The organism is Kitasatospora phosalacinea (assembly GCF_000717185.1).
In the GTDB taxonomy this organism is placed as follows: Bacteria; Actinomycetota; Actinomycetes; order Streptomycetales; family Streptomycetaceae; genus Kitasatospora; species Kitasatospora phosalacinea_A.
The window spans coordinates 23,779-45,700 of record NZ_JNYE01000034.1; the positions used below are offsets into that span (position 1 = coordinate 23,779).

The window sequence follows — 21,922 nt, forward strand, 5'->3', positions numbered from 1 at the left end:
CGTCGACACCGCTCCTCCGGCGTCACCGTCAGCCCGGAGCCGACCGCCCTCGGGCTGCGCTCGTCGGACATCGTCGAGACGACGTCCACCGACGTACGGGTCCCCGCGGAGCACCTGGTTGGCGGGCCAGGCAACGCGGCTCCGCCTGCCCGGCGGACGTCTTCCAGGATGCCAAGCCCGTGCCGGAGGACTGCAGGGCCGACGCCGACGCTCGGCAGGCGGTCGCCGACGCTCGGCAGGCGGTCGCCGACCGGCCGCCCGACGCCTTCGGCGCCGGGGAGTTGACGTCCGACGAGGCTGCTTCGGCCGAGCTGCTCTGCCCGGGGACCGCGACCCGGGGTATCGGCAAGTGCCTTCAGTTGAGCAGGGGGGTTCGACACGGGCGTTGCGGAAGCCGTAGGTCGGACGGTCCGGATCGTGCGACGATGCCGGTATGAATCGACTGGCCAAGTCTCAGTCGCCCTATCTGCGCCAGCACGCCGACAACCCCGTGGAGTGGTGGGAGTGGGGCCCCGAGGCGTTCGCGGAGGCGGAGCGGCGGGGGGTGCCGGTGCTGCTGAGCGTGGGGTACGCGGCGTGTCACTGGTGTCACGTGATGGCGCACGAGTCGTTCGAGGACGAGGCGACGGCGGAGTTCCTGAACGGGCGGTTCGTGGCGGTGAAGGTCGACCGGGAGGAGCGGCCGGACGTCGACGCGGTGTACATGGAGGCGGTGCAGGCGGCCACGGGGCAGGGCGGGTGGCCGATGACGGTGTTCCTGACGCCGGGGAAGGAGCCGTTCTACTTCGGGACGTACTTCCCGCCGGAGCCGCGGCACGGGATGCCCTCGTTCCGGCAGGTGCTGGAGGGGGTGGACAAGGCCTGGACGGGGCGGCGCGCGGAGGTGGCGGAGGTCGCGGCGCGGATCGGGCGCGACCTGGCGGAGCGGGCCTCGGTGTACGCGGTGGGCAGCGGGGTGGGGGAGGTGCCGGGGGAGGGCGAACTGCACGCGGCGGTCGTGGAGTTGACGCGGTCGTTCGACGAGCGGCGGGGCGGTTTCGGCGGGGCGCCGAAGTTCCCGCCGTCGATGGTGCTGGAGTTCCTGCTGCGGCACCACGCGCGGACCGGGTCCGCGGCGGCGCTGCAGATGGTGGAGCGCACCTGCGAGGCGATGGCCCGCGGCGGGATCTACGACCAGTTGGGCGGCGGCTTCGCCCGCTACGCGGTGGACGCGACGTGGACGGTGCCGCACTTCGAGAAGATGCTGTACGACAACGCGCTGCTGCTGCGGGTGTACCTGCACCTGTGGCGGGCCACCGGGGAGGAGCGGGCGCGCCGCGTCGCGCTGGAGACCGCGGACTTCCTGCTGCGCGAACTGCGCACCCCCGAGGGCGGGTTCGCCTCCGCGCTGGACGCCGACTCGCCGGACCCGGCGAGCGGGAAGAACGCCGAGGGCGCGTACTACGCGTGGACGCCCGGGCAGCTGGAGGCGGTGCTGGGGGAGGCGGACGCCGCCCTCGCGGTGGAGCTGTTCGACGTCACGGGGACGTTCGAGCACGGCAGTTCGGTGCTGCAACGGCCGAAGGACCCGCAGGACGAGGAGAAGTACGCCGAGATCCGGGCGAAGCTGTTCGAGGCGCGGGCCGGGCGTCCGGCGCCCGCGCGCGACGACAAGGTGGTGGCGGCCTGGAACGGGCTGGCGGTCGCCGCGCTCGCCGAGACCGGTGCGCTGCTGGAGCGCCCGGACCTGGTCGAGGCCGCCGAGCGGGCCGCCGACCTGCTGATCGCCGTGCACCTGACCGCGGACGGCCGGCTGCTGCGCACCTCGCGGGACGGCCGGGCCGGGGCCAACGCGGGCGTGCTGGAGGACTACGCGGACACCGCGGAGGGCTTCCTCGCGCTGTACGCGGTCACCGGCGAGAGCTCCTGGCTGCAACTGGCGGGGGAGCTGCTCGACGTGGTGCTGCGGCACTTCACGGATGACGTGTCGGGCGCGCTGTACGACACCGCGGACGACGCCGAGCAGCTGATCCGCCGCCCGCAGGACCCCACCGACAACGCCACCCCGTCCGGGTGGACCGCTGCCGCCGCGGCCCTGCTGACGTACGCCGCGTACACCGGTTCGGCCCGGCACCGCACCGCCGCCGAGCGGGCGCTCGGCATCGTCTCCGCCCTCGGTACCCGCGCCCCCCGGTTCATCGGCTGGGGCCTGGCCGCGGCCGAGGCGCTGCTGGACGGCCCCCGCGAGGTCGCCGTGGTCGGCCCCGCCGACGACCCGGCCCGGGCCGCGCTGCACCTGGCCGCGCTGCGCTCCACCGCCCCCGGCGCGGTGGTCGCGGTCGGCGAGCCCGGTGGGTCCGGCGAGCCCGGCGACGCCGAGGTGCCGCTGCTGGCCGACCGCCCGCTGTTGGACGGCCGCCCCGCCGCGTACGTGTGCCGGCACTTCGTCTGCGAGCGCCCGACCGCGGACCCGGCGGAACTGGCCGAGCGGCTGCGAGACTGAGCGGGGAGGCGGCGTGGGCGGATAACCGGTGGTCGCCGCCGCGGCGGGCGGGAGAGGATGCGGCATGGGCTGGACACTCACCACGTCGCTGGACGAATTCCGCACCGCCGCCGGTCCGTTCCTGGCGGCCCACCCCGTCGAGAACACCGTGCTGCTCACCATCGTCGACCGCATCGGCCGGGACGGCCCGCAGGTCTACGGCGACGCCCCGCCGCGCTACGGCTGGTGGCGGGAGCCGGACGGCGCCGTCACCGGCGTCACCCTGCGCACCCCGCCGTACGGGCAGCGCCTGGGCCGGATGACCGCCGCCGCGGCCGAGGGACTGGCCCGGCAGCTCGCGGACGGCGACCAGCAGCCGGACGACGTGGGCGGCGGGCGGGAGGCCGTGTTCGCCTTCGCCCGGGAGCTGGAGCGGCTCACCGGCTGCGGCTGGGCCGTCGCGACCAACGAACGGCTGTACCGGCTCGGCGAGTTGACGCCCCCGCCGACCCCTCCGGCCGGGCGGGCCCGGCTCGCCGCCCCGGCGGAGCGGGAGCTGGTCGCCCGCTGGCTCGCCGCGTTCGCCACCGAGGCGCAGGTGAACGTCCCCGGCGACCTGCAGGCCGACGCCGACCAGCGGATCGCCGCGGGCACCCTGCTGCTCTGGGAGGACGGGGACGCCCGCGTCACCTCCCTCGCCGGGGCGAGCCCCGCCGTCGCCGGGATGTCCCGGATCGGCCCGGTCTACACCCCGCCGGAGCTGCGCGGACGCGGCTACGCGAGCGCCCTGACGGCGGCGGCCTCCGCGCACGCCCGGGCGGGCGGCGCGGCCGAGGTGCTGCTCTACACCGACCTCGCCAACCCCGTCAGCAACGCGATCTACCAGCGCATCGGCTACCTCCCGGTCGACGACGCGGTGCACGTCGTCCTCGGCTGAGGGAGCGTGGAGGGCGTCACTCCCAGTCCCAGCGCAGGCCGAGCGGGCAAGGCGTCACTCCCAGTCCCAGCGCAGGCCGAGCAGGCAGGGCGGCAGGTCGGCGGCCACCAGGTGCGCGCAGTGGTGGCCGTCCAGGGTCAACTCCTCGCTCTCCAGGGTCGATTGCTCGGGCGCGCGCCGGGTGAAGCGGTCGCAGCGGACGGGCAGGGCGGACGGGTCGAAGGTGACCTGCAGGACGTACTGCCCGGCGCCCGCGTTGAAGCCGCGGACGTACTCGTGGCTGGGCCCGGTGGACGGGGCCTCGTCGAAGCCGTAGCCGAGCAGGTGGGTGTCGCCGGTGCGCAGGCGGCGGTCCAGCAGGAGTTCGGCGACCAGCAGGTTCGCGGCCGGGTCGCGGCGGATCCGGCCGGGCCGGCAGTTCTCCTCGGCCCGGACCCGGACGCGTTCGATGTCGCCGCCCGGATCGCCCTGGTAGATGGCCAGGTAGCGGTCGATGCCGTCGCGGTGCGCGCGCAGCACGTGCTGGGAGTCGCGGCGCAGCAGCCGCCGGTCCGCGCCGACCCGGATCCGCTCGATGTGGGTGAGGGTGTGCAGGCCGGTGTCGGGCGGCCCGGACAACACGGCGAGCAGCCCGTCCACGGCCTCGGCCGGGCTGATCAGGTCCCGGTACGGGCGGACCGCCGGGCCCGCCGGGACGGGCTCGGGGACGCTGCGGCGCGGGCCGAGCAGTCGGGTCAGCGAGTGCTCCGGCAGCTCCAGGACCTCCTCCAGCACCGCGACGGCGCGCAGCGACTCGGCCCGCTCGGGGCGCCGCAGCCCCTGCTGCCAGTAGCTGAGACTGGTCACCCCGACCTGCACGCCGCGCTGCGCCAGCCGCTCGCGCAGCCGGTGCAGGGCGAGGCCGCGGGCGGTGATCGCGGCCCGTAGGGCCAGGTGGAACGGCCCGGTGCGCAGGGCGAGGGCCAGGTCGGGCGGTGCGGACGGCTGCTGCAAGGCCACCTCCTCGATCGACCGTCGATCGACCGTGAATATTCACACCTCCGGGCCGCCTTGTCATCGGTCCGGACGATATCCGCGCTGCCCAGGGCCGCCGCGTTCACACCGCCACCGGGCCCGTTCACACCCCGACCGCCGTACGGGGAACGGCCGTTGACCTGCGTACGGGCCCGGCCGGATGCTCTTCCCGCGCCGTCCGGACGCGCCGCCCCCACATCCACTCCTCGCCCCTGCCAGGAGGCCAACCCCCATGCCACAGCTCCCGATCCGGCTGCGCCGGACGGTCGCCGCACTCGCCCTGGGCACCCTCGCCCCGGTGCTGAGCGTGTTCGCCACCACCCCCGCCCGAGCGGCCGCCGCCCCCGCGACTGCCGCCCCCGCCGCCGCCCCCGCCGCCGTCCAGGCCCCCGCACTGGCCCCCACGCTGGCCGGCACCTCGCGGATCCTCAACCTCACCATGCAGGCCCAGCAGCAGAGCAACTGGTGCTGGGCGGCCGGCGGCAACACCATCGCCACCTACTACGGCTACGGCTACAGCCAGAACCAGTTCTGCAACCTGGCGTTCGGCCGCTCCGTCAACTCCACCTGCCCCAACAGCCAGGCCAGCCTGGCCGAGGTGCAGAACGCGCTGTACCGGATCGGCATCAGCACCGGTTCGTACGTCAACGGCTACCTGCGCTACTCCACCGTGCAGACCGAGATCGACGCCGGACGCCCGGTCGAGACCCGGATCCAGTGGAGCTCCGGCGGCGGCCACATGAACGTCCTGTACGGCTACGACGTCAACAGCAACTGGCTGTACTGGGGCGACCCGTGGCCGTCCAACTACCGCTACAACTGGGGCGACTACAACTACTACGTGAGCAACGGGTCCTTCTCCTGGACCCACTCCCTGTACCGGATCGGCGCGTGAGGAGCCACACCATGAGCAGCCACCACGTCCACGCCACCCGCAGCGCGACCGCCCTCGCGGCCGTCGCCCTCACCGCCGTCGCCCTCGCCCCGGCGGCGCACGCCTCCGACACCCCTGCCGCGCCCGCCGCGCCTGCCGCGCTCGGCTCCGGCGAGCTCGCCGCGGCCCGCAGTGCGACCCAACAGCCCTCCGTGCTCGACCGGTTGGGGCACTTCTTCGCCCGCAAGGGAGTGCCGCCCACCCAGCCGCTCGGGATCGGCGCGGCCGACGAGGCGAAGGCCGCGACCGCGGCCGCACCCCGCCTCACCGGCGACACCGTGCCCGTCTACACCCTCTCCGCGGCCTTCGTCGCCGGACGGGCCGGAACCCCGGTCGCCGAGGTCGAGTTCGCCGCGACCACCGCCGTCGCCGCGGACGGGCAGCGCGCCTCGGTCTGGACCGCCCGGCAGGACGGCAGCTGGCGGGTCGTCAACATCGCCTCCGGCGGTGACGAGACCGACTACGCGGCCCGGGCCGCGGCGGACGGCGGCACCGCCTTCCGCGAACCCCAGGTCGACGCCTGGTACGAGGTCAAGGGCGGCCGCGTCCTCCCGCTCGACGAGGACGCCCGCCGCTCGGTCGGCGCCCGCGGCACCACCGTCGCCGCCTACCAGCAGCTCGTCCACCAGCGCTACGGGGACAAGCTGCCCGGCTCCGCGTACGACGCCTCCGGCAAGGCGGGCGGCTTCGACACGGCCGCTCCCGCGGGGACGGGCCGCGACGGGGCACCGCTGCCCGCCGCGGGCGCGGCGGTCGGGCTGACCGCCCTGGCGGGGACGGCCCTCGGGCTGCGGCGGCGGCGCAGGGCCCGCATCAAGTACTAGCGCGGAACGGGACAGGGGCCCGAGGCTGTCGCAGGTCCGGGGGACGGATCTGCGGTGGGCTCGGGCTTCCGTCTCGGCCCGAAGCAGCACGGGCATTCCGATGGGCTCCGGCCGCCAGCAGCTCGGACCCGCCGTTCCCCGGGCCCCTGAAGGGGCTGCTTCGCAGCCCGGAGCCCCCGCTGCGCGGGCAGCCGAGGGGGTTGCTTCGTGCAGCTCGGAGTCGCTGCCGCGCGGGCTCCCGAGGGGGTTGCTTCGCAGCGCGGACCCGCTCTCCCCTCAACCCCCGGAGGGGTTGCTTCGCGCGGCTCGGAGTCGCTGCCGCGCGGGCTCCCGAGGGGTTGCTTCGTGCAGCTCGGACCCGCCCTCCCCCCTCCCCCCGGAGGGGTTGCTTCGCAGCTCGGAGCCGGCGTGTTTTCGCGGCTCAGGAGGTGCCCGCGAAGGTGCGGCGGTAGGCGAGGGGGGAGACGCCGATCGCGGTGTGCAGGTGTTGGCGGAGTGAGACGGGGTTGGCGAAGCCGACGCGGGTGGCGATCCGGTCGATGCTGAGGTCGGTGGCTTCGAGGAGGTGGCGGGCCAGTTCGATGCGTTGCCGGGTTAGCCAGCGGCCGGGGCTCTGGCCGGTCTCCTCCTGGAAGCGGCGGGCGAAGGTGCGGGTGCTCATGCTCGCGTGGGCGGCGAGTTCGGCGAGGCCGAGCGGCTGGTCGAGCCGGGCGAGGGCCCATTCGCGGGTGGGGGCGGTGCCGGTGCTGCCGGTGCTGGGCACGGGCTGCGGGATGTACTGGGCCTGGCCGCCGTCGCGCCAGGGCGGGACGACGCAGATGCGGGCGGCGCGGTTGGCGGCGGCGGTGCCGTGGTCGTTGCGCAGGACGTGCAGGAAGAGGTCGACGCCGGCGGCCGCGCCCGCCGAGGTGAGGACGTCGCCGTCGTCGACGAACAGCACGTCGGGGTCGAGCCGGACGCGCGGGAACAGGGCGCGGAAGTGGCCGGTGAGGGCCCAGTGGGTGGTGGCGGGGCGGTCGTCGAGGAGTCCGGCGGCGGCGAGCACGAAGGCGCCGGTGCAGATGGAGATCAGCCGGGTGCCGGGCCGGACCAGGGCGAGCGCGGCGGTGACGGCGGGATCGGGCGCGGAGGTGGTCGGGACGGGCCCGAACGGCGGGATCACCACGGTGTCGGCGGTGGCGAGGACCTCCGGCCCGTGGTCGGGGGTGACGGTGAAGTCGGCGTCGGCGCGGACGGGGCGGCCGTCGACGGTGCAGGTGGTCAGCCGGTAGAGGCCGTCGGTGCTGCCGAACACCCGCTTGGGGATGCCGAGTTCGAACGGGTACACGCCGTCCAGCGCGAGCACCGCGACCCGGTGCGGCGCGGCAGGCGGTGTGGCGGGCGGAGACGCGGACGGAGACGCGGACGGAGACGCGGGCGGAGCGGCGGCCATGGCGGACCTCCTGGCAGGATCCCATCGGACGGTGACCATCTTGCCACTCACGGCGGGCCGCCCGCCCCCGCGAGGCTGGGGGCATGACGAACGACACGACGAACCAGGCCCCCACCATGCGCGCGATCAGCCAGGACGTCCTCGGCGGCCCCGAGGTGCTGCACCTGGTGGAGCGGCCCCGCCCGGTGCCGGGCCCGAGCCAGGTGCTGGTCCGGGTGCGCGCCGCGGGCCTGAACCCGACCGACTGGAAGCACCGGGCCGCGGGCCTCTTCCTCGGGCAGCCGCCGTTCGTGCTGGGCTGGGACGTGGCGGGCACGGTGGAGGCGGTCGGTCTGGGCGTCACGCTGTTCGCGCCGGGCGACGAGGTGTTCGGCATGCTGCCCTACCCGCACGGAGTGGGCTCGCACGCCGAGTACGCGGTCGGCCCGGCCCGGGCGTTCGCCCGCCGCCCCGCCTCGCTGGACGTGGTGCAGGCGGGCGCGCTGCCGCTGGCCGCGCTGACGGCCTGGCAGGCGCTGGTGGACACCGCGCAGGTCCGGGCCGGTGACCGGGTGCTGGTGCACGCGGCCGCGGGCGGGGTCGGGCACCTGGCGGTGCAGATCGCCAAGTCCCGCGGCGCGCACGTGATCGGGACGGCCGGTGCGGCCAAGCACGACTTCCTGCGCCGGATCGGGGTGGACGAGCCGGTCGACTACCGGACGGTCGACTTCGCCGAGGCGGTGCGCGACGTGGACGTGGTGCTGGACACCGTCGGCGGCGACTACCAGCTGCGCTCGCTGCGCACGCTGCGCCGGGGCGGGCTGCTGGTCTCGATCCTGCCGTTCCCGGTCGAGGGCCTGGCCGAGGAGGCGGCCCGGCTCGGGGTGCGGACCGCGATGCTGCTGGTGGAGGCCGACCACGCGGGCATGACCGCGGTCGCGGACCTCGCGGAGCGCGGCCTGCTGCGGGCCGAGATCGCCGGGACGTTCCCGCTGGCGGAGGCCGCGAAGGCGCACGAGGTGGGCGACGGCGGCCGGGTGGCGGGCAAGCTGGTGCTGCTCGGCGACTGAGCCGCCGGCCGGGCCGCCGCCCGGGCGGTCAGTGCGCGGCGAGCCCCTGGAGGTGCTCCAGGGCGAGGTCGAGCAGGTCGGCGAGGTCGTCCCGGCCGCCGCGGTCGGCCCAGTACAGGGAGGTCTCGGTGAGTGCGGCGGAGATCGCGGCGGCGGTGATCCGCAGTTCGAGGGTGGGGGCGTCCAGGCCGGCCCGTTCGGTGAGCAGGTCGAGCAGCATGCCGCGCGGCTGGCCGGCGCCCTCCATCATCCGGGCCCGGACGGAGGGCACGGAGGCGGCCAGCCGCATCCGCTCGTACAGCTCGGCGCGCTCCTGCTCGCTGAGCATCCGGCGGACCAGCCCGACCAGCACCGCACGGGCGGAGGTCAGGAAGGGCTCGCCCGCCGGGCGGGCCCGGATCGCCTCGGCCATCAGCGGGTCGTACTCGTCGGTGAGCAGCAGGTCCTCCTTGACCGGGAAGTACCGGAAGAAGGTGGACGGGGAGACCTCCGCCGCGGCCGCGATCTGGTCGACGGTGGTGGCCTCCCAGCCCTGTTCGGCGAAGAGCCGCACCGCCTCCCGGCGCAGGGTCTGCCGGGTCCTCAGCTTCTTGCGCTCGCGCAGCGACAGCGGGGCCCCGGCGAGTTCCTCCAGGGAGCCGGGGGAGGGGTCGGACGGGCGGGGCCGGGCGCTGCGCGGGGTGGTCATGCCGACGATTCTCCGGGATCGCCCGCCGCCGCGGCCACCGGCCGCACCGGACCGTCGGGCCCCGGCGCGGCGGGCGACGGACCGCGGGGCCCCGGCGCGGCGGGCACCGGCCCGGGGCCCGCGTCGGGTGCGGCCGCCGGGTCGGTGCCGGGCATCCGGGCCGCGACCAGGGCGGCGGAGAGCAGTGCGAGCACCCCGGCGACCAGCATCACCAGCGTCATGCCGTGCAGGTAGGCGCCGTGCGCGGACGCGGCCAGCGCCGGGTCGCCGATCCGCTCGGCGACCGCGTCGGCGGCGGTGACCGAGCCGCGGGCCGACTGCGCGGCGGGCCCGGGCAGGCCGTCGGTGTCGAGGCGGTCGCGGTACCCGGCGGCGAGCAGCGCGCCGAAGACGGCGACGCCGACCGCGCCGCCGACCTGGCGGAGGGTCTGGACCAGGCCGGAGCCGACCCCGGCCTTGGCGGCGGGCAGCAGGAGCAGCGCGGAGGCGGTCGCGGTGATCAGCACCAGGCCGAGCCCGGCGCCGAACAGCGGCAGCCACAGCGCCGTCCAGCCGTAGCCGTCCCCGGCGGAGGTGCGGCTGCCGAGCAGCAGGGCGAGGCCGGTGAGCACCAGCCCGGCGCCGATCACCCCGCGCGGGGCGAAGCGGCGCACCAACCGTTCGCCGGTCCGGGAGGCGACCAGCAGGCCGCCCATCATCGGCATCAGGCGCAGCCCGCTGCCCAGTGCGTCGGTGCCCAGCACGCTCTGGAAGTAGGCGGGCAGCACGAAGAAGCCGCCGAGCAGGACGACCGAGACCAGGGTGACCGCCACGGCGCACCAGCGGAACACCGGCTCGGCCAGCAGCCGGAGGTCCAGCATCGGGTGCTCCCGGTGGCGGCTGCGCCGCACCAGCCAGGTCAGCGCGAGCAGCGACCCGGCCAGCGCGCCGAGCACCCGGGCGTCGTCCCAGCCGAGGTCGCCGCCCTCGATGACGCCCCAGGTCAGTGCGGACAGGCCGCCGATGGCGAGCAGCGCGGCGAGCGGGTCGAGCCGGGGCGCGGCCGGGTCGGCGGACTCGGGGAGCAGCAGCAGGCAGGCGACGGTGCCGAGCAGCACCAGCGGGACGTTGACCAGGAAGATCGACCCCCACCAGTAGTGGCGCAGCAGCAGCCCGCCGACGATCGGGCCGAGCGGGACGCCGATCGCGGTCATGGTGGTCAACAGGGCGGTGGCGCGGCGCTGTTCGGCGGGCGGGAAGACGGCGGGGACGACCGCCATCGACATCGGCATCACGAACGCGGCGGCCAGGCCCATCACCGTCCGGGCGGCGATCAGCGACCCGGGGCCGGAGGCGAGCGTGCCGAGCAGCGAGGCCGCGCCGAACAGGGCGAGCCCGAGCACCAGGGTGCGGCGGCGGCCGAACCTGTCGCCGAGCAGTCCGGCGGGCAGCAGGGCGGCGGCGAACACCACCGTGTAGGCGTCGACGATCCACTGCTGCTGCCCGGTGCCGACCTCCAACTGCCGGGCCAGGTCGGGCAGGGCGACGTTCAGCACGGTGGTGTCGAAGCCGATGACGAGCACGCTGAGCGCGACCGCCACCAGGGCGATCCAGCGGCGCGGGCTGGGCGGTGCCTGGGACGCGGGCATGCGGGGCCTCCATCCGGTAGTTTCTCTCAAATGAGAGTAACTATCAAAAGATGGCTACCGTCAAGCGAAGAGTCCCCTGTGGGATCCCGGCCTCTGTTGTTGATGCGCTGTTGATCCCCCGTTCTCCCTCGGAGGGTGCTGAACATGTCACTGTAGGTGGGGAGTTCCCTGACGGTGCGTCAGGAGACAGGTCGGCCGGCGGGAGGTTTGCCGATGGAGTACGGTGCGGCGCGGTTCTGGAGCGGCGTGGTCGGTGTGCTGGCCGCGCTGGCCGTCACGGCCGGGTACCTGGTCGGCGGGGCCCGCCTGGTCTGGGTGGTCTCCGCGGTCGAGGTGCTGGCGGTGATGGCCTGGGTCGGCCACCGCTTCCGGGGCCGGGTCCACCGGCGCACGGCGGGCGGAGGGCCCGACGCGGCGCACTGCGAGCGCTGCCGTCGGGCCCGGGAGCGGCTGGAGGCGAAGGTCCAGCCGGTACGCCGCTGAAGGGGGGGCGGGTTCAGGCGGTGGCGCTGTACGCCACCAGCGACACCCCCACGTACTGCACGATGAACGCGCCCAGGGTGAGGGCGTGGAACACCTCGTGGAAGCCGAACCAGCGCGGTGACGGGTTCGGGCGCTTGAGGCCGTAGACCAGGCCGCCGGCGGTGTAGAGCAGGCCGCCGACGACGAGCAGCGTCACCACGGCCGGGCCGCCCCGGCGCAGGAAGTCCGGCAGGAAGAACACCGCCGCCCAGCCGAGGGCCACGTAGCACGGGGTGTAGAGCCAGCGCGGGGCGCCGACCCAGAACACCCGGAAGGCGATCCCGGCCAGCGCGCCGCCCCACACCAGCCACAGCAGCACCTGCTGCCGCGCGCCGTCGAGCAGCAGGATGGTGAACGGGGTGTAGGACCCGGCGATGATCAGGAAGATGTTGGCGTGGTCGAGCCGGCGCAGCACCGCCTCGCCGCGCGGGCCCCAGGTGAAGCGGTGGTACACCGCGCTCACCCCGAACAGCATCCAGGCGCTCACCGAGTAGACGACGCAGGCGATCCGCGCCGCCGTCGAGTCGGCCAGGCAGATCAACACGATTCCGGCGGCCAGGGCGGCCGGGAACATCCCGGCGTGCAGCCAGCCACGCCACTTGGGCTTCATGAGCTCCAGCGCTTCCGCGGTCATGGGCAGCATCTTACGGAACCGTAGGTTACTGGCGCGTAGTGAAGTGGTCATCCTCACTCTTGTACGCCGCGTACAAAACCGTCTGCGTGATCAAGGTCTCTCTGGGGCATGCGAGGAGCACCACGGGGCCACCGAATCAGACACTCTGGAGTAAAAATCTCGTCAATGACGCCAATCAGCCGAAGAAGGGGTGTCGCCCCGGGGCTACCGTGTAACCACCCTCAACCCCCGCGAAGCCGTCTCCTGGCCGAGATGGTGTGAAACGGAGCGATCGTGCCGCCTCAGATCTCTGCGCTCGCCGAGTCCGCGCCCACCCGCCACCAGCGCCTGGTGGACTGGGTCAACGAGATTGCCGACCTCACCCAGCCGGACCGCGTCGTCTGGTGCGACGGCTCGGAGGAGGAGTACCACCGCCTCGCCGAACAGCTCGTCGCCCAGGGCACCTTCACCAGGCTCGACCCGGCCAAGCGCCCCGGCTCCTACTACGCGGCCTCCGACCCGTCCGACGTCGCCCGCGTCGAGGACCGCACCTTCATCTGCTCCGAGCGCGAGCAGGACGCCGGCCCGACCAACCACTGGAAGGCCCCCGCCGAGATGCGCGAGGTCTTCGTCGGCGAGGACGGCCTGTTCCGCGGCGCGATGCGCGGCCGCACCATGTACGTGGTGCCGTTCTCGATGGGCCCGGTCGGCTCCCCGCTGGCCGCGTACGGCGTCGAGGTCACCGACTCCGCGTACGTCGCCGTCTCGATGCGCGTGATGACCCGGATGGGGCAGGCCGTGCTCGACCAGCTCGGCGAGGACGGCGAGTTCGTCAAGGCCGTGCACACGGTCGGCGCCCCGCTCGCCGAGGGCCAGGACGACGTGCCGTGGCCGTGCAACAGCACCAAGTACATCTCGCACTTCCCGGAGACCAGGGAGATCTGGTCCTACGGCTCCGGCTACGGCGGCAACGCCCTGCTCGGCAAGAAGTGCTACGCGCTGCGGATCGCCTCCACCATGGCCCGCGACGAGGGCTGGCTGGCCGAGCACATGCTGATCCTCAAGCTCACCCCGCCCTCCGGCGAGGTCAAGTACGTCGCCGCCGCGTTCCCGTCCGCCTGCGGCAAGACCAACCTGGCCATGCTCCAGCCGACCGTCCCCGGCTGGAAGGTCGAGACGATCGGCGACGACATCGCCTGGATGCGGTTCGGCGCCGACGGGCGGCTCTACGCGATCAACCCGGAGGCGGGCTTCTTCGGCGTCGCCCCCGGCACCGGCGAGGACACCAACGCCAACGCGATCAAGACCCTCTGGGGCAACACCGTCTTCACCAACGTCGCCCTCACCGACGACGGCGACGTGTGGTGGGAGGGCCTCACCGAGGAGCCGCCCGCGCACCTCACCGACTGGCGCGGCAACGACTGGACGCCCGCGTCCGGCACCCCCGCCGCCCACCCCAACGCGCGCTTCGCCGTCCCCGCGGCGCAGTGCCCGACCATCGCCCCCGAGTGGGAGGACCAGGCCGGCGTCCCGATCTCGGCGATCCTGTTCGGCGGCCGCCGGGCCACCGCCGTCCCGCTGGTCACCGAGTCCTTCGACTGGCAGCACGGCGTCTTCCTCGGCGCCAACATCGCCTCCGAGAAGACCGCCGCCGCCGAGGGCACCGTCGGCGAGCTGCGCCGCGACCCGTTCGCGATGCTGCCGTTCTGCGGCTACAACATGGGCGACTACTTCGCGCACTGGCTGAAGGTCGGCGCCGACGCGGACGCCGCCAAGCTGCCGAAGATCTACTACGTCAACTGGTTCCGGAAGAACGCCGACGGCCAGTTCGTGTGGCCCGGCTACGGCGAGAACAGCCGCGTCCTGAAGTGGATCGTCGAGCGCCTGGAGGGCACTGCGGCGGGCGTCGAGACCCCGATCGGCGTGCTGCCCGAGGTCGACGGCTTCGACCTGGACGGGCTGGAGCTCACCGACGCCGACCGGGAGCTGCTGTTCACGGTCGACAGGGAGATCTGGAAGCAGGAGGCCGCACTCGTCCCGGCCCACCTGGAGCTGTTCGGCGAGCACACCCCGCGCGAGCTGTGGGACGAGTACCGCGCGCTGGTCGAGCGGCTCGGCGCCTGACCCCACCGGCACCTGACGGAACGTTCGCCCCGCACCCCGGAAGGGGTGCGGGGCGAACGCGCGTGCGGCCGCTACGGCTGGGAGTACCCGGCCAGGAAGTCGCCGATCCGGGTGACCGCGTCCGTGATGTCGTCCGGGTGCGGCAGGGTGACCAGCCGGAAGTGGTCCGGGTCGGGCCAGTTGAAGCCGGTGCCCTGGACGATCAGGATCCGCTGGGCGCGCAGCAGGTCCAGGACCATCTGCGCGTCGTCCTTGATCTTGTAGACCTGCGGGTCGAGCCGCGGGAAGGCGTACAGCGCGCCCTTCGGCTTGACGCAGGAGACGCCGGGGATCTCGTTCAGCAGCCTGTACGCCGCGTCCCGGGAGGCGAGCAGCCGGCCGCCGGGCAGGATCAGGTCCCGGATGGACTGCCGTCCGCCGAGCGCCGCGGCGACCGCGTGCTGGGCGGGCATGTTGGCGCACAGCCGCATCGAGGCGAGCACGTTGAGGCCCTCGATGTAGGAGCGGGCCCGGTGCCGGTCGCCGGAGAGCACCATCCAGCCGGAGCGGAAGCCCGCCACCCGGTAGGACTTGGACATGCCGTTGAAGGTGACGCAGAACAGGTCGGGCGCCAGGGTGGCCAGCGGGGTGTGCTCCACCCCGTCGTAGAGGATCTTGTCGTAGATCTCGTCCGCGTAGACCACCAGCTTGTGCCGGCGGGCGAGTTCGACCAGGCCCTCCAGCAGCTCCTTCGGGTACACCGCGCCGGTCGGGTTGTTCGGGTTGATCACCACGATCGCCCGGGTGCGGTCGGTGATCTTCGCCGCGATGTCCGCCAGGTCCGGGTACCACTCGGCCTGCTCGTCGCAGCGGTAGTGCACCGCGGTGCCGCCGGCCAGCGAGACCGAGGCCGTCCACAGCGGGTAGTCGGGCGCTGGGACGAGCACCTCGTCGCCGTCGTCCAGCAGCGCGGTCATGGCGAGCTGGATCAACTCCGAGACGCCGTTGCCGAGGTACACGTCGTCGACGGTCAGGCCGTGCAGGCCGCGCTCCTCGTAGTGCATGACCACGGCGCGGCGCGCCGAGAGCAGGCCCTTCGAATCGCCGTAGCCGTGCGCGGAGTTGAGGTTGCGGAGGATGTCCTGGAGGATCTCTGGCGGCGCCTCGAAGCCGAACGCGGCGGGGTTGCCGGTGTTGAGCTTCAGGATGCGGTGGCCCTGGTCCTCCAGCCGCATCGCCTCGTCGAGCACCGGACCGCGGATGTCGTAGCAGACATTGGCGAGCTTGCTGGACTGGATGACCTGCATACCCGCCTACTTTACGGGCGCGTCACACCGATCACCGAGTGCTGTTCGCCACCTGGACACGGACGGGCGAACCGCCCCGGGCGGTAGGGTCGCGGCGGACCGCCAGGGGAGGGCCGGATGCTCGCAGCAGTGGTCGGAGCCGCAGTCGGACTGTGCGCGGGGGTGCCGCTGCGGGCGGCCGCCACCAGGTACGCGGTGCCGCCCGGCGAGCCCCGGCGCAGCTGCCTGCCCACCCCGTACGGCCGCTGCCCGCGGCACGGCGAGCGGCGGGTCGGCCCGCCGCCGCTGAGCGTCGAGGCGGTCGCCGCGGTGCTCGGCGCGGTGCTCGGCGCCTGGGCGCCGGGCCGCTGGCTGCCGCTGCTGGTCTGGCTGGCCCTGTTCGGCACCGTCCTGGGCTTCGTGGACGCCGCGGTCAAGCGGCTGCCGGACGCCCTCACCCTGCCGCTGTTCCTCGGCACCGCCGTGCTGGTGCCGCTCACCGACCGCGACCCGGCGGTGTGGCTGCGCTGCGCCCTGGCCGCGGGCGGCCTCGGCCTGCTCTTCCTGCTGATGGCGCTGCTGGCCCCGCTGGGCCTGGGCGACGCCAAGCTGGCGCCGAGCCTGGGTGCGGTCCTCGGCCTGGCGGGCTGGCGGGCGGTGTACGGCGGCCTCTTCTACATGTGGCTCGTCGCGGGGCTGTGGGCGGTGACGCTGCTGGTGCTGCGCCGGGCGGGCCGCCGCAGCGAACTGGCCTTCGGCCCGGCGATGCTGCTGGGCACCCTGGCGGCCCTGCTGGCGGCGGCCCACCGCTGAGGCCCGGCGCTGAAGTCCGGCGCTGAAGTCCGGTGCCCGGTCCGGGGAATGGGCGGGGCCCGCCGTACCCCAGCGGTACGACGGGCCCCTGTGCGTGCGCCCACCCCACCCTCGAGGAGCGGCGCACTGGCTCTGCGTGTTACGGCATGGCGTGCGCGAAGGCGCCGACGTTGTTGGAGAAGTCGTTGCCGTTGTTGGCGTCCCAGTTGGTCGACCAGGTCATCGCGCCGCGGATGGTCGGCCACTTGGCCGGCGGGACGAAGCTGCCGCAGTGGTTGCCGGTGGCCAGGCAGTCCAGCGCGTTGTTCACCACGGTGGAGTTGACGTAGCCGCCGCCCGCCGCCTTGGTGGAGGCCGGGACGCCGATGCCGACCTGGTCCGGACGCAGGCCGCCCTGGATGTGGGTGCAGACCTGCGCGGTGATGAAGTCGATGGTGCCCTGGGTGTACACCTTGCCGTCGCAGCCGTTCATGCCGCCCGAGTTGTAGAACTGGGTGTTGACGACGGTCAGGATGTCCTTGGTGGCGAGCGCCAGCTGGAAGTACGCACCGGCGGTGGAGTACATCCCGATGGTCTCGGGCGCCATGGTCAGGATGAAGCCGGAGCCGACCTTGGCCTGCAGGGTGTGCAGCGCCTGCGACATGTAGGTCGCGTTGACGCCGTTCTCCAGGTCGACGTCGATGCCGTCGAAGCCGTACTGCTGGATCAGCTTGTAGGCCGAGTCGGAGAACGCGGTGGCGGCGGCGGAGCTGGCCACCGAGATGGCGCCGTTCTGGCCGCCGATGGAGAGGACGACCTTCTTGCCGGCCGCGTGCTTGGCGGCGATGTCGGCCTTGAAGTCGGCGTCGGTGTAGCCGCCGAGCTTGGTGGCCAGCGCCGGGTCCAGGGTGAAGGAGATCGCGCCCTGGGTGGTGGTCGAGTCGGCGAAGGAGACCGCGATGATGTCGTACGCGGACTGCACGTCGCGCAGCCTCTGCACGGTCGAGCCGTTGTCGAAGTTCTGCCAGTAGCCGGTCAGGACGTGCTTCGGCAGGCCGGTGTTCGGCGGGGTGGTGGTCGCCGAGGAGGACGGGCTGGGCGAGGAGGACGCCGAGGCCGACGGGGAGGCGCTCTGCGAGGGCGAGGCCGACGCGGAGGGCGAGGCGCTCCTGCTCGGCGAGGCGGAGGCCGACGGCGAGGCCGAGGTGGCGGAGGCCGACGGGGTCGGGGTGGCGGTGCCGCCCGGGCCGATCAGCTGGATGTCGTCCGCGTAGTACGTGGGCTGGCCGTACCAGCCGTGGACGTACAGCGTGACGCTGGTGGTGCCGGCGCCGGTGGTGAAGGTGGTGTTCAGCTGGTTCCAGGCGCTCTGCGCGGACCAGGTGGACGGGTCGGTGCCGCCGGTGCCGCGGGCGCCCAGGTAGACGTACTGGCCCTGGACCCACCCGTTGAGGGTGTAGGCCGTGTTGGGGAGGACCGAGACGGTCTGGGTGCACTCCGCGGTGTCGCTCGCGCCGGGGGTGGCGGCCAGGGCGCCGGTGCCCGAGTGCACCGGGGTGGAGACCGTGCTGGTGGTGCCGACGCACTTCCAGCCCGCCAGGCCGGAGTCGAAGCCGCCGTTGCTGACCAGGTTGCCGACCGCGGCGTTCGCGCCGCCGGCCGACAGGGCCAGGCCGGTGCCGGCCAGGGCCAGCGCGGTCGCGGTGGCGAGGACGGCCGGGATCTTGTTGCGGCGCCGGTGGGACGGCTGCTGCAGGGTACGGGCCATGACAGGCTCCAGTGCAGGGGAGTGGGGGTGTGGGGTGTGGGGAGGCACGCTGGGGAGATCGGGGGGAGAGCCGCCGCGGTGGGGGTCGCGGCGGCTCCGCTGTGGGGGAGGGTCCGCTGTGGTGCTGCTCACACGCTGGACTAGACCAATGGCAAGCGTCAAGACCCGGAATCCGGTTTAGGGGCCGTTTAAGGATTCGGATACCGTTCCGTAGCTTGGCCCGTGCGCGCACTGTGACAAGACCGGTACCTGCGGTTTTGCTGCGCGCAAACCCGGGCGGAGTAGGCTGCCGCAGGGATTTCGCACCCGGAGCAATCAGTACGGAGAGGCCGTTCACGATGGGTCTGCGCGATGTGGTGGAACGCACGCCGGGGCTGCGCACCCTGCTGGACAAGGCCTACCGGCTGTACGGCCGCCGGGTCGAGGTGCACCTGGCCAACACCCCGCACCACATCGGCGTGATCCTGGACGGCAACCGGCGCTGGGCCAAGGCCACCGGCGGCACCACCGCGTACGGGCACCAGCGCGGCGCCGACAAGATCGGCGAGTTCCTGGGCTGGTGCGCGGAGACCGACGTCCGGGTGGTCACCCTGTGGATGCTCTCCACCGACAACCTGGCCCGCCCCGCCGCGGAGCTCGTCCCGCTGCTCGGCATCATCGAGGACACCGTGCGGGGCCTGGCCGAGGCCGGCCGCTGGAAGGTCCACCCGGTCGGCGCCCTCGACCTGCTGCCCGCCCGCACCGCCGAACTGCTCAAGCGCGCCGCCCAGGACACCGCGCACGTCGACGGCCTGACCGTCAACGTCGCGGTCGGCTACGGCGGCCGCCAGGAGATCGCCGACGCCGTCCGCTCCCTGCTGCAGGAGCACGCGGGCCGCGGCACCTCGATCGAGGAGCTGGCCGAGGTCCTCGACGTCGAGCACATCGCGGAGCACCTCTACACCAAGGGGCAGCCCGACCCGGACCTGGTGATCCGCACCTCCGGCGAGCAGCGGTTGTCCGGTTTCCTGCTCTGGCAGTCCGCGCACAGCGAGTTCTACTTCTGCGAGGCCTACTGGCCGGCCTTCCGGAAGGTCGACTTCCTGCGGGCGCTGCGCGACTACCAGCAGCGCAACCGGCGGATGGGGCGCTGACCGCGGGTCAGGTTCCACTACCCCTGGTACGGGTGGGAAAACGTTCGCCTGTCGTGATCCCGCCGTTCGCTCCGGCGCGAATGCGGGGCCCCTCGCCTGGGAACACTCCCTTCAGACCGTCCCCCCGGCCAGCGGGGCCGCGGGGAACGGTGGGCCGCGGGTGACGTCGGGTCACCCGCTCTGGAGGGCTAGTGGTCAGTTCCAAGAGCCGCCGGACACCTGACCGGCGCACGTACGTCCTCGACACCAGCGTGCTCCTGGCCGACCCCCTCGCGATGACGCGCTTCGAGGAGCACGAAGTGGTCCTCCCGGTCGTCGTGGTGACGGAGTTGGAGGCCAAGCGGCACCATCCGGAGCTGGGCTACTTCGCCCGTCAGGCGCTGCGGATGCTGGACGACTACCGGGTCCGGCACGGCCGGCTGGACGAGCCGATCCCGGTCGGCGAGCTCGGCGGCACCATCCGGGTCGAGCTGAACCACTCCGACACCTCGATCCTCCCGGCCGGCTACCGGGTCGGCGGCGGCGAGGCCGACACCCGGATCCTCGCGGTCGCCCGCAACCTCCAGGCCGAGGGCTACGACGTCACGGTGGTCTCCAAGGACCTGCCGCTGCGGATCAAGGCGAGCTCGGTCGGCCTGCTGGCCGAGGAGTACCGGGCCGAGCTGGCGATCACCTCCGGCTGGACGGGCATGACCGAACTGCACGTCCCCGCGGACCAGGTGGACCAGCTGTTCGCCGGCCAGGAGCACGCCCTGCAGGTCGAGGGCGCCGAGCAGCTCCCCGTCCACACCGGCCTGGTGCTGCACTCCGAGCGCGGCCGGGCGCTGGGCCGGGTCGCCCCCGACGGCCGGGTGCAGCTGGTGCGCGGCGACCGCGAGGCGTTCGGCCTGCGCGGCCGCAGCGCCGAGCAGCGGATCGCCCTCGACCTGCTGCTCGACCCGGAGATCGGCATCATCTCGATGGGCGGCCGGGCCGGCACCGGCAAGTCCGCGCTCGCCCTGTGCGCCGGCCTCGAAGCCGTCCTGGAGCGCCGCCAGCACCGCAAGGTGATGGTCTTCCGCCCGCTGTACGCGGTCGGCGGCCAGGAGCTCGGCTACCTGCCCGGCAGCGAGGCCGAGAAGATGGGCCCCTGGGCCCAGGCGGTCTTCGACACCCTCTCCGCCGTCACCACGCCCGACGTGATCGAGGAGGTCATCTCCCGCGGCATGCTGGAGGTCCTGCCGCTCACCCACATCCGCGGCCGCTCGCTGCACGACGCCTTCGTGATCGTGGACGAGGCCCAGTCGCTGGAGCGCAACGTGCTGCTCACGGTGCTCTCCCGGATCGGCCAGAACTCCCGCGTGGTCCTCACCCACGACGTCGCCCAGCGCGACAACCTGCGGGTCGGCCGGTACGACGGGGTGGTCGCCGTGGTCGAGAAGCTGAAGGGCCACCCGCTGTTCGCCCACGTCACGCTCACGCGGTCGGAGCGCTCGCCGATCGCCGCCCTGGTGACCGAGATGCTGGAGGACATCCAGCCCTAGGCATAACCGGACACAACGGGGCAAAGGGGCCTGGCGCATAGCGTCAGGCCCCTGCGCTGTCAGTCGAACTGACGTCCCTTCGGCGGCCCCCCGGCCAAAGCCGCAGGTCGAAAAGTTTGTGAGATCCGCCACGGCACAGGGAATTGCGTAGACACGCCCGCGTGCGGCATGGTGAGGGTTCTGTCAGGCCCCGCGTACGGCAATGCACGCCCGGCAACTCCGGTCGGCGGGCGCACAACTGAACACCGCAGAGCCGTACGCCGCTCGTTCCAGCCGCAGTTCCCGGACGTCGTCCGGGAGGCGGCGAGCCCGAGCCTCCCGTGACCAGCGTTCGACGGAGGCCAGTGCCCGGGGCAGATACGCGCCCGTACGGTCACAGGACGGGCGACGCTGGAAGGAAACCATGTGACTCGGATCTCGGTCCGGGGAGTCGCTGTCGCCTCCGCCACCGCGGTGACCGCCGTGGGTGCCGTCGTGGGTGCGGCCTCTGGCAGTGAGGGCAAGGCCGACGTCCAGACGGTCGATGTCGCGAGCGCCACGCTGCTCGCCGACGCTCCCACCGGCACGCAGGCCCAGAACGTCAGCGACGGCATCGGCCGTCAGGCCGACGCCCAGCAGGTCTCCGCCGACGCCGCCGCCAAGAAGGCCGCCGAGGAAGCCGCCCGGCAGAAGGCCGCGGCCGACGCCCAGGCCAAGGCCGACGCGGACAAGGCCGCCAAGGCGGCCGAGGAGAAGCGCGCCAAGGAGGAGGCCAACCGCGCCGCCGCCCGCAGCGTGCTGGCCACAGTCAGCCCCGGCTCCGTCCAGGACATGGCGCTGCAGATCGTCGGCGACGCCAACCAGTTCCAGTGCTTCAGCCAGATCGTGAAGCGCGAGAGCGGCTGGGACTACACCGCCACCAACGCCTCCTCCGGCGCCTACGGCCTGGTGCAGGCGCTGCCCGGCTCCAAGATGGCCACGGCCGGAGCGGACTGGCGCACCAACCCCGCGACCCAGATCAAGTGGGGCCTGAACTACATGAACAGCCGCTACGGCAGCCCCTGCGGCGCCTGGTCGTTCTGGCAGTCCCACCACTGGTACTAGGCCCGCCGGCCCCGTACGCACACCGAAGGGCCCGCCCCCCGCTCTCCCGCGGGGCGCGGGCCCTTCGTGCTGCCGCCGCGAGGCGGTGGCCACGGCGCGGGCCGCCCCGCCCCGGCGGCGCTGACCAGTGCA

18 protein-coding genes are annotated in these 21,922 nt (G+C 73.6%); 11 read left to right on the forward strand and 7 right to left on the reverse strand.

The genetic code is table 11. The annotated features are described in order from the left end of the window. Nucleotides 1-433 precede the first annotated feature (433 nt). Complete coding sequence (locus OO57_RS16680) at nucleotides 434-2,482, forward strand: thioredoxin domain-containing protein (protein WP_033253272.1); 2,049 nt, start codon at nucleotides 434-436, stop codon at nucleotides 2,480-2,482. A 64-nt stretch (nucleotides 2,483-2,546) separates the two neighbouring features. Further along, nucleotides 2,547-3,398, forward strand: coding sequence for a GNAT family N-acetyltransferase (locus OO57_RS16685; RefSeq protein ID WP_033253273.1), 852 nt, complete (start codon nucleotides 2,547-2,549; stop codon nucleotides 3,396-3,398). A 54-nt stretch (nucleotides 3,399-3,452) separates the two neighbouring features. Here OO57_RS16685 and OO57_RS16690 read toward each other — a convergent pair whose 3' ends face one another. Next, nucleotides 3,453-4,391 (reverse strand): hypothetical protein, encoded by a 939-nt coding sequence (locus OO57_RS16690; protein ID WP_033253274.1) that lies wholly within the window; start codon nucleotides 4,389-4,391, stop codon nucleotides 3,453-3,455. A gap of 253 nt (nucleotides 4,392-4,644) precedes the next feature. Here OO57_RS16690 and OO57_RS16695 point away from each other — a divergent pair, with 253 nt between their 5' ends. Further along, nucleotides 4,645-5,307 (forward strand): papain-like cysteine protease family protein, encoded by a 663-nt coding sequence (locus OO57_RS16695; protein WP_033253275.1) that lies wholly within the window; start codon nucleotides 4,645-4,647, stop codon nucleotides 5,305-5,307. 11 nt (nucleotides 5,308-5,318) lie between these two features. Beyond that, nucleotides 5,319-6,170 carry a hypothetical protein gene (locus tag OO57_RS16700; RefSeq protein WP_033253276.1) on the forward strand — a complete coding sequence of 284 codons (852 nt, stop codon included), beginning with the start codon at nucleotides 5,319-5,321 and terminating at the stop codon, nucleotides 6,168-6,170. A gap of 421 nt (nucleotides 6,171-6,591) precedes the next feature. On the opposite strand, the gene OO57_RS16705 is transcribed toward OO57_RS16700, so the two are convergent. Beyond that, nucleotides 6,592-7,602, reverse strand: a complete 1,011-nt coding sequence (locus OO57_RS16705; RefSeq protein ID WP_081973726.1) for a GlxA family transcriptional regulator — start codon at nucleotides 7,600-7,602, stop codon at nucleotides 6,592-6,594. Between the two features lie 83 nt (nucleotides 7,603-7,685). Here OO57_RS16705 and OO57_RS16710 point away from each other — a divergent pair, with 83 nt between their 5' ends. After that, a complete protein-coding gene (locus tag OO57_RS16710) occupies nucleotides 7,686-8,651 on the forward strand; it encodes an NADP-dependent oxidoreductase (protein ID WP_033253278.1) in 966 nt (321 codons plus the stop codon). Nucleotides 8,652-8,679: 28 nt separating this feature from the next. On the opposite strand, the gene OO57_RS16715 is transcribed toward OO57_RS16710, so the two are convergent. Then, complete coding sequence (locus OO57_RS16715) at nucleotides 8,680-9,339, reverse strand: TetR family transcriptional regulator (protein ID WP_081973727.1); 660 nt, start codon at nucleotides 9,337-9,339, stop codon at nucleotides 8,680-8,682. Further along, nucleotides 9,336-10,967 carry an MFS transporter gene (locus OO57_RS16720; protein ID WP_081973728.1) on the reverse strand — a complete coding sequence of 544 codons (1,632 nt, stop codon included), beginning with the start codon at nucleotides 10,965-10,967 and terminating at the stop codon, nucleotides 9,336-9,338. Before OO57_RS16720 ends, OO57_RS16715 begins: the two co-directional genes overlap by 4 nt. A gap of 213 nt (nucleotides 10,968-11,180) precedes the next feature. Here OO57_RS16720 and OO57_RS16725 point away from each other — a divergent pair, with 213 nt between their 5' ends. Beyond that, nucleotides 11,181-11,450, forward strand: coding sequence for a hypothetical protein (locus tag OO57_RS16725; RefSeq protein WP_033253279.1), 270 nt, complete (start codon nucleotides 11,181-11,183; stop codon nucleotides 11,448-11,450). A 13-nt stretch (nucleotides 11,451-11,463) separates the two neighbouring features. Here the strand turns inward: OO57_RS16725 and trhA are convergent, their stop codons facing one another. Beyond that, nucleotides 11,464-12,132, reverse strand: coding sequence for a PAQR family membrane homeostasis protein TrhA (gene trhA, locus OO57_RS16730; RefSeq protein ID WP_418909894.1), 669 nt, complete (start codon nucleotides 12,130-12,132; stop codon nucleotides 11,464-11,466). Between the two features lie 264 nt (nucleotides 12,133-12,396). On the opposite strand from trhA, the gene OO57_RS16735 reads away from it, so the two are divergent. Further along, complete coding sequence (locus OO57_RS16735) at nucleotides 12,397-14,226, forward strand: phosphoenolpyruvate carboxykinase (GTP) (protein ID WP_033253280.1); 1,830 nt, start codon at nucleotides 12,397-12,399, stop codon at nucleotides 14,224-14,226. Nucleotides 14,227-14,297: 71 nt separating this feature from the next. Here OO57_RS16735 and OO57_RS16740 read toward each other — a convergent pair whose 3' ends face one another. Next, nucleotides 14,298-15,512 carry a pyridoxal phosphate-dependent aminotransferase gene (locus OO57_RS16740; protein WP_033253281.1) on the reverse strand — a complete coding sequence of 405 codons (1,215 nt, stop codon included), beginning with the start codon at nucleotides 15,510-15,512 and terminating at the stop codon, nucleotides 14,298-14,300. Between the two features lie 117 nt (nucleotides 15,513-15,629). Here OO57_RS16740 and OO57_RS16745 point away from each other — a divergent pair, with 117 nt between their 5' ends. Then, nucleotides 15,630-16,304 (forward strand): prepilin peptidase, encoded by a 675-nt coding sequence (locus OO57_RS16745; RefSeq protein WP_063737578.1) that lies wholly within the window; start codon nucleotides 15,630-15,632, stop codon nucleotides 16,302-16,304. A 139-nt stretch (nucleotides 16,305-16,443) separates the two neighbouring features. On the opposite strand, the gene OO57_RS16750 is transcribed toward OO57_RS16745, so the two are convergent. Then, on the reverse strand, nucleotides 16,444-18,051 hold the full coding sequence (locus tag OO57_RS16750; protein ID WP_033253282.1) for a chitinase: 1,608 nt from the start codon (nucleotides 18,049-18,051) through the stop codon (nucleotides 16,444-16,446). 338 nt (nucleotides 18,052-18,389) lie between these two features. On the opposite strand from OO57_RS16750, the gene OO57_RS16755 reads away from it, so the two are divergent. The 3 genes from OO57_RS16755 (at nucleotide 18,390) to OO57_RS16765 (ending at nucleotide 21,790) form a co-directional block, all read left to right on the forward strand. Then, the gene (locus OO57_RS16755) at nucleotides 18,390-19,184 is read left to right on the forward strand and encodes an isoprenyl transferase (RefSeq protein WP_051777769.1); all 795 of its coding nucleotides are present in this window, start codon (nucleotides 18,390-18,392) and stop codon (nucleotides 19,182-19,184) included. Between the two features lie 191 nt (nucleotides 19,185-19,375). Next, the gene (locus tag OO57_RS16760) at nucleotides 19,376-20,707 is read left to right on the forward strand and encodes a PhoH family protein (protein ID WP_033253283.1); all 1,332 of its coding nucleotides are present in this window, start codon (nucleotides 19,376-19,378) and stop codon (nucleotides 20,705-20,707) included. 405 nt (nucleotides 20,708-21,112) lie between these two features. Beyond that, the gene (locus tag OO57_RS16765; protein ID WP_033253284.1) at nucleotides 21,113-21,790 is read left to right on the forward strand and encodes a transglycosylase SLT domain-containing protein; all 678 of its coding nucleotides are present in this window, start codon (nucleotides 21,113-21,115) and stop codon (nucleotides 21,788-21,790) included. The last annotated feature ends 132 nt before the right edge of the window (nucleotides 21,791-21,922 follow it).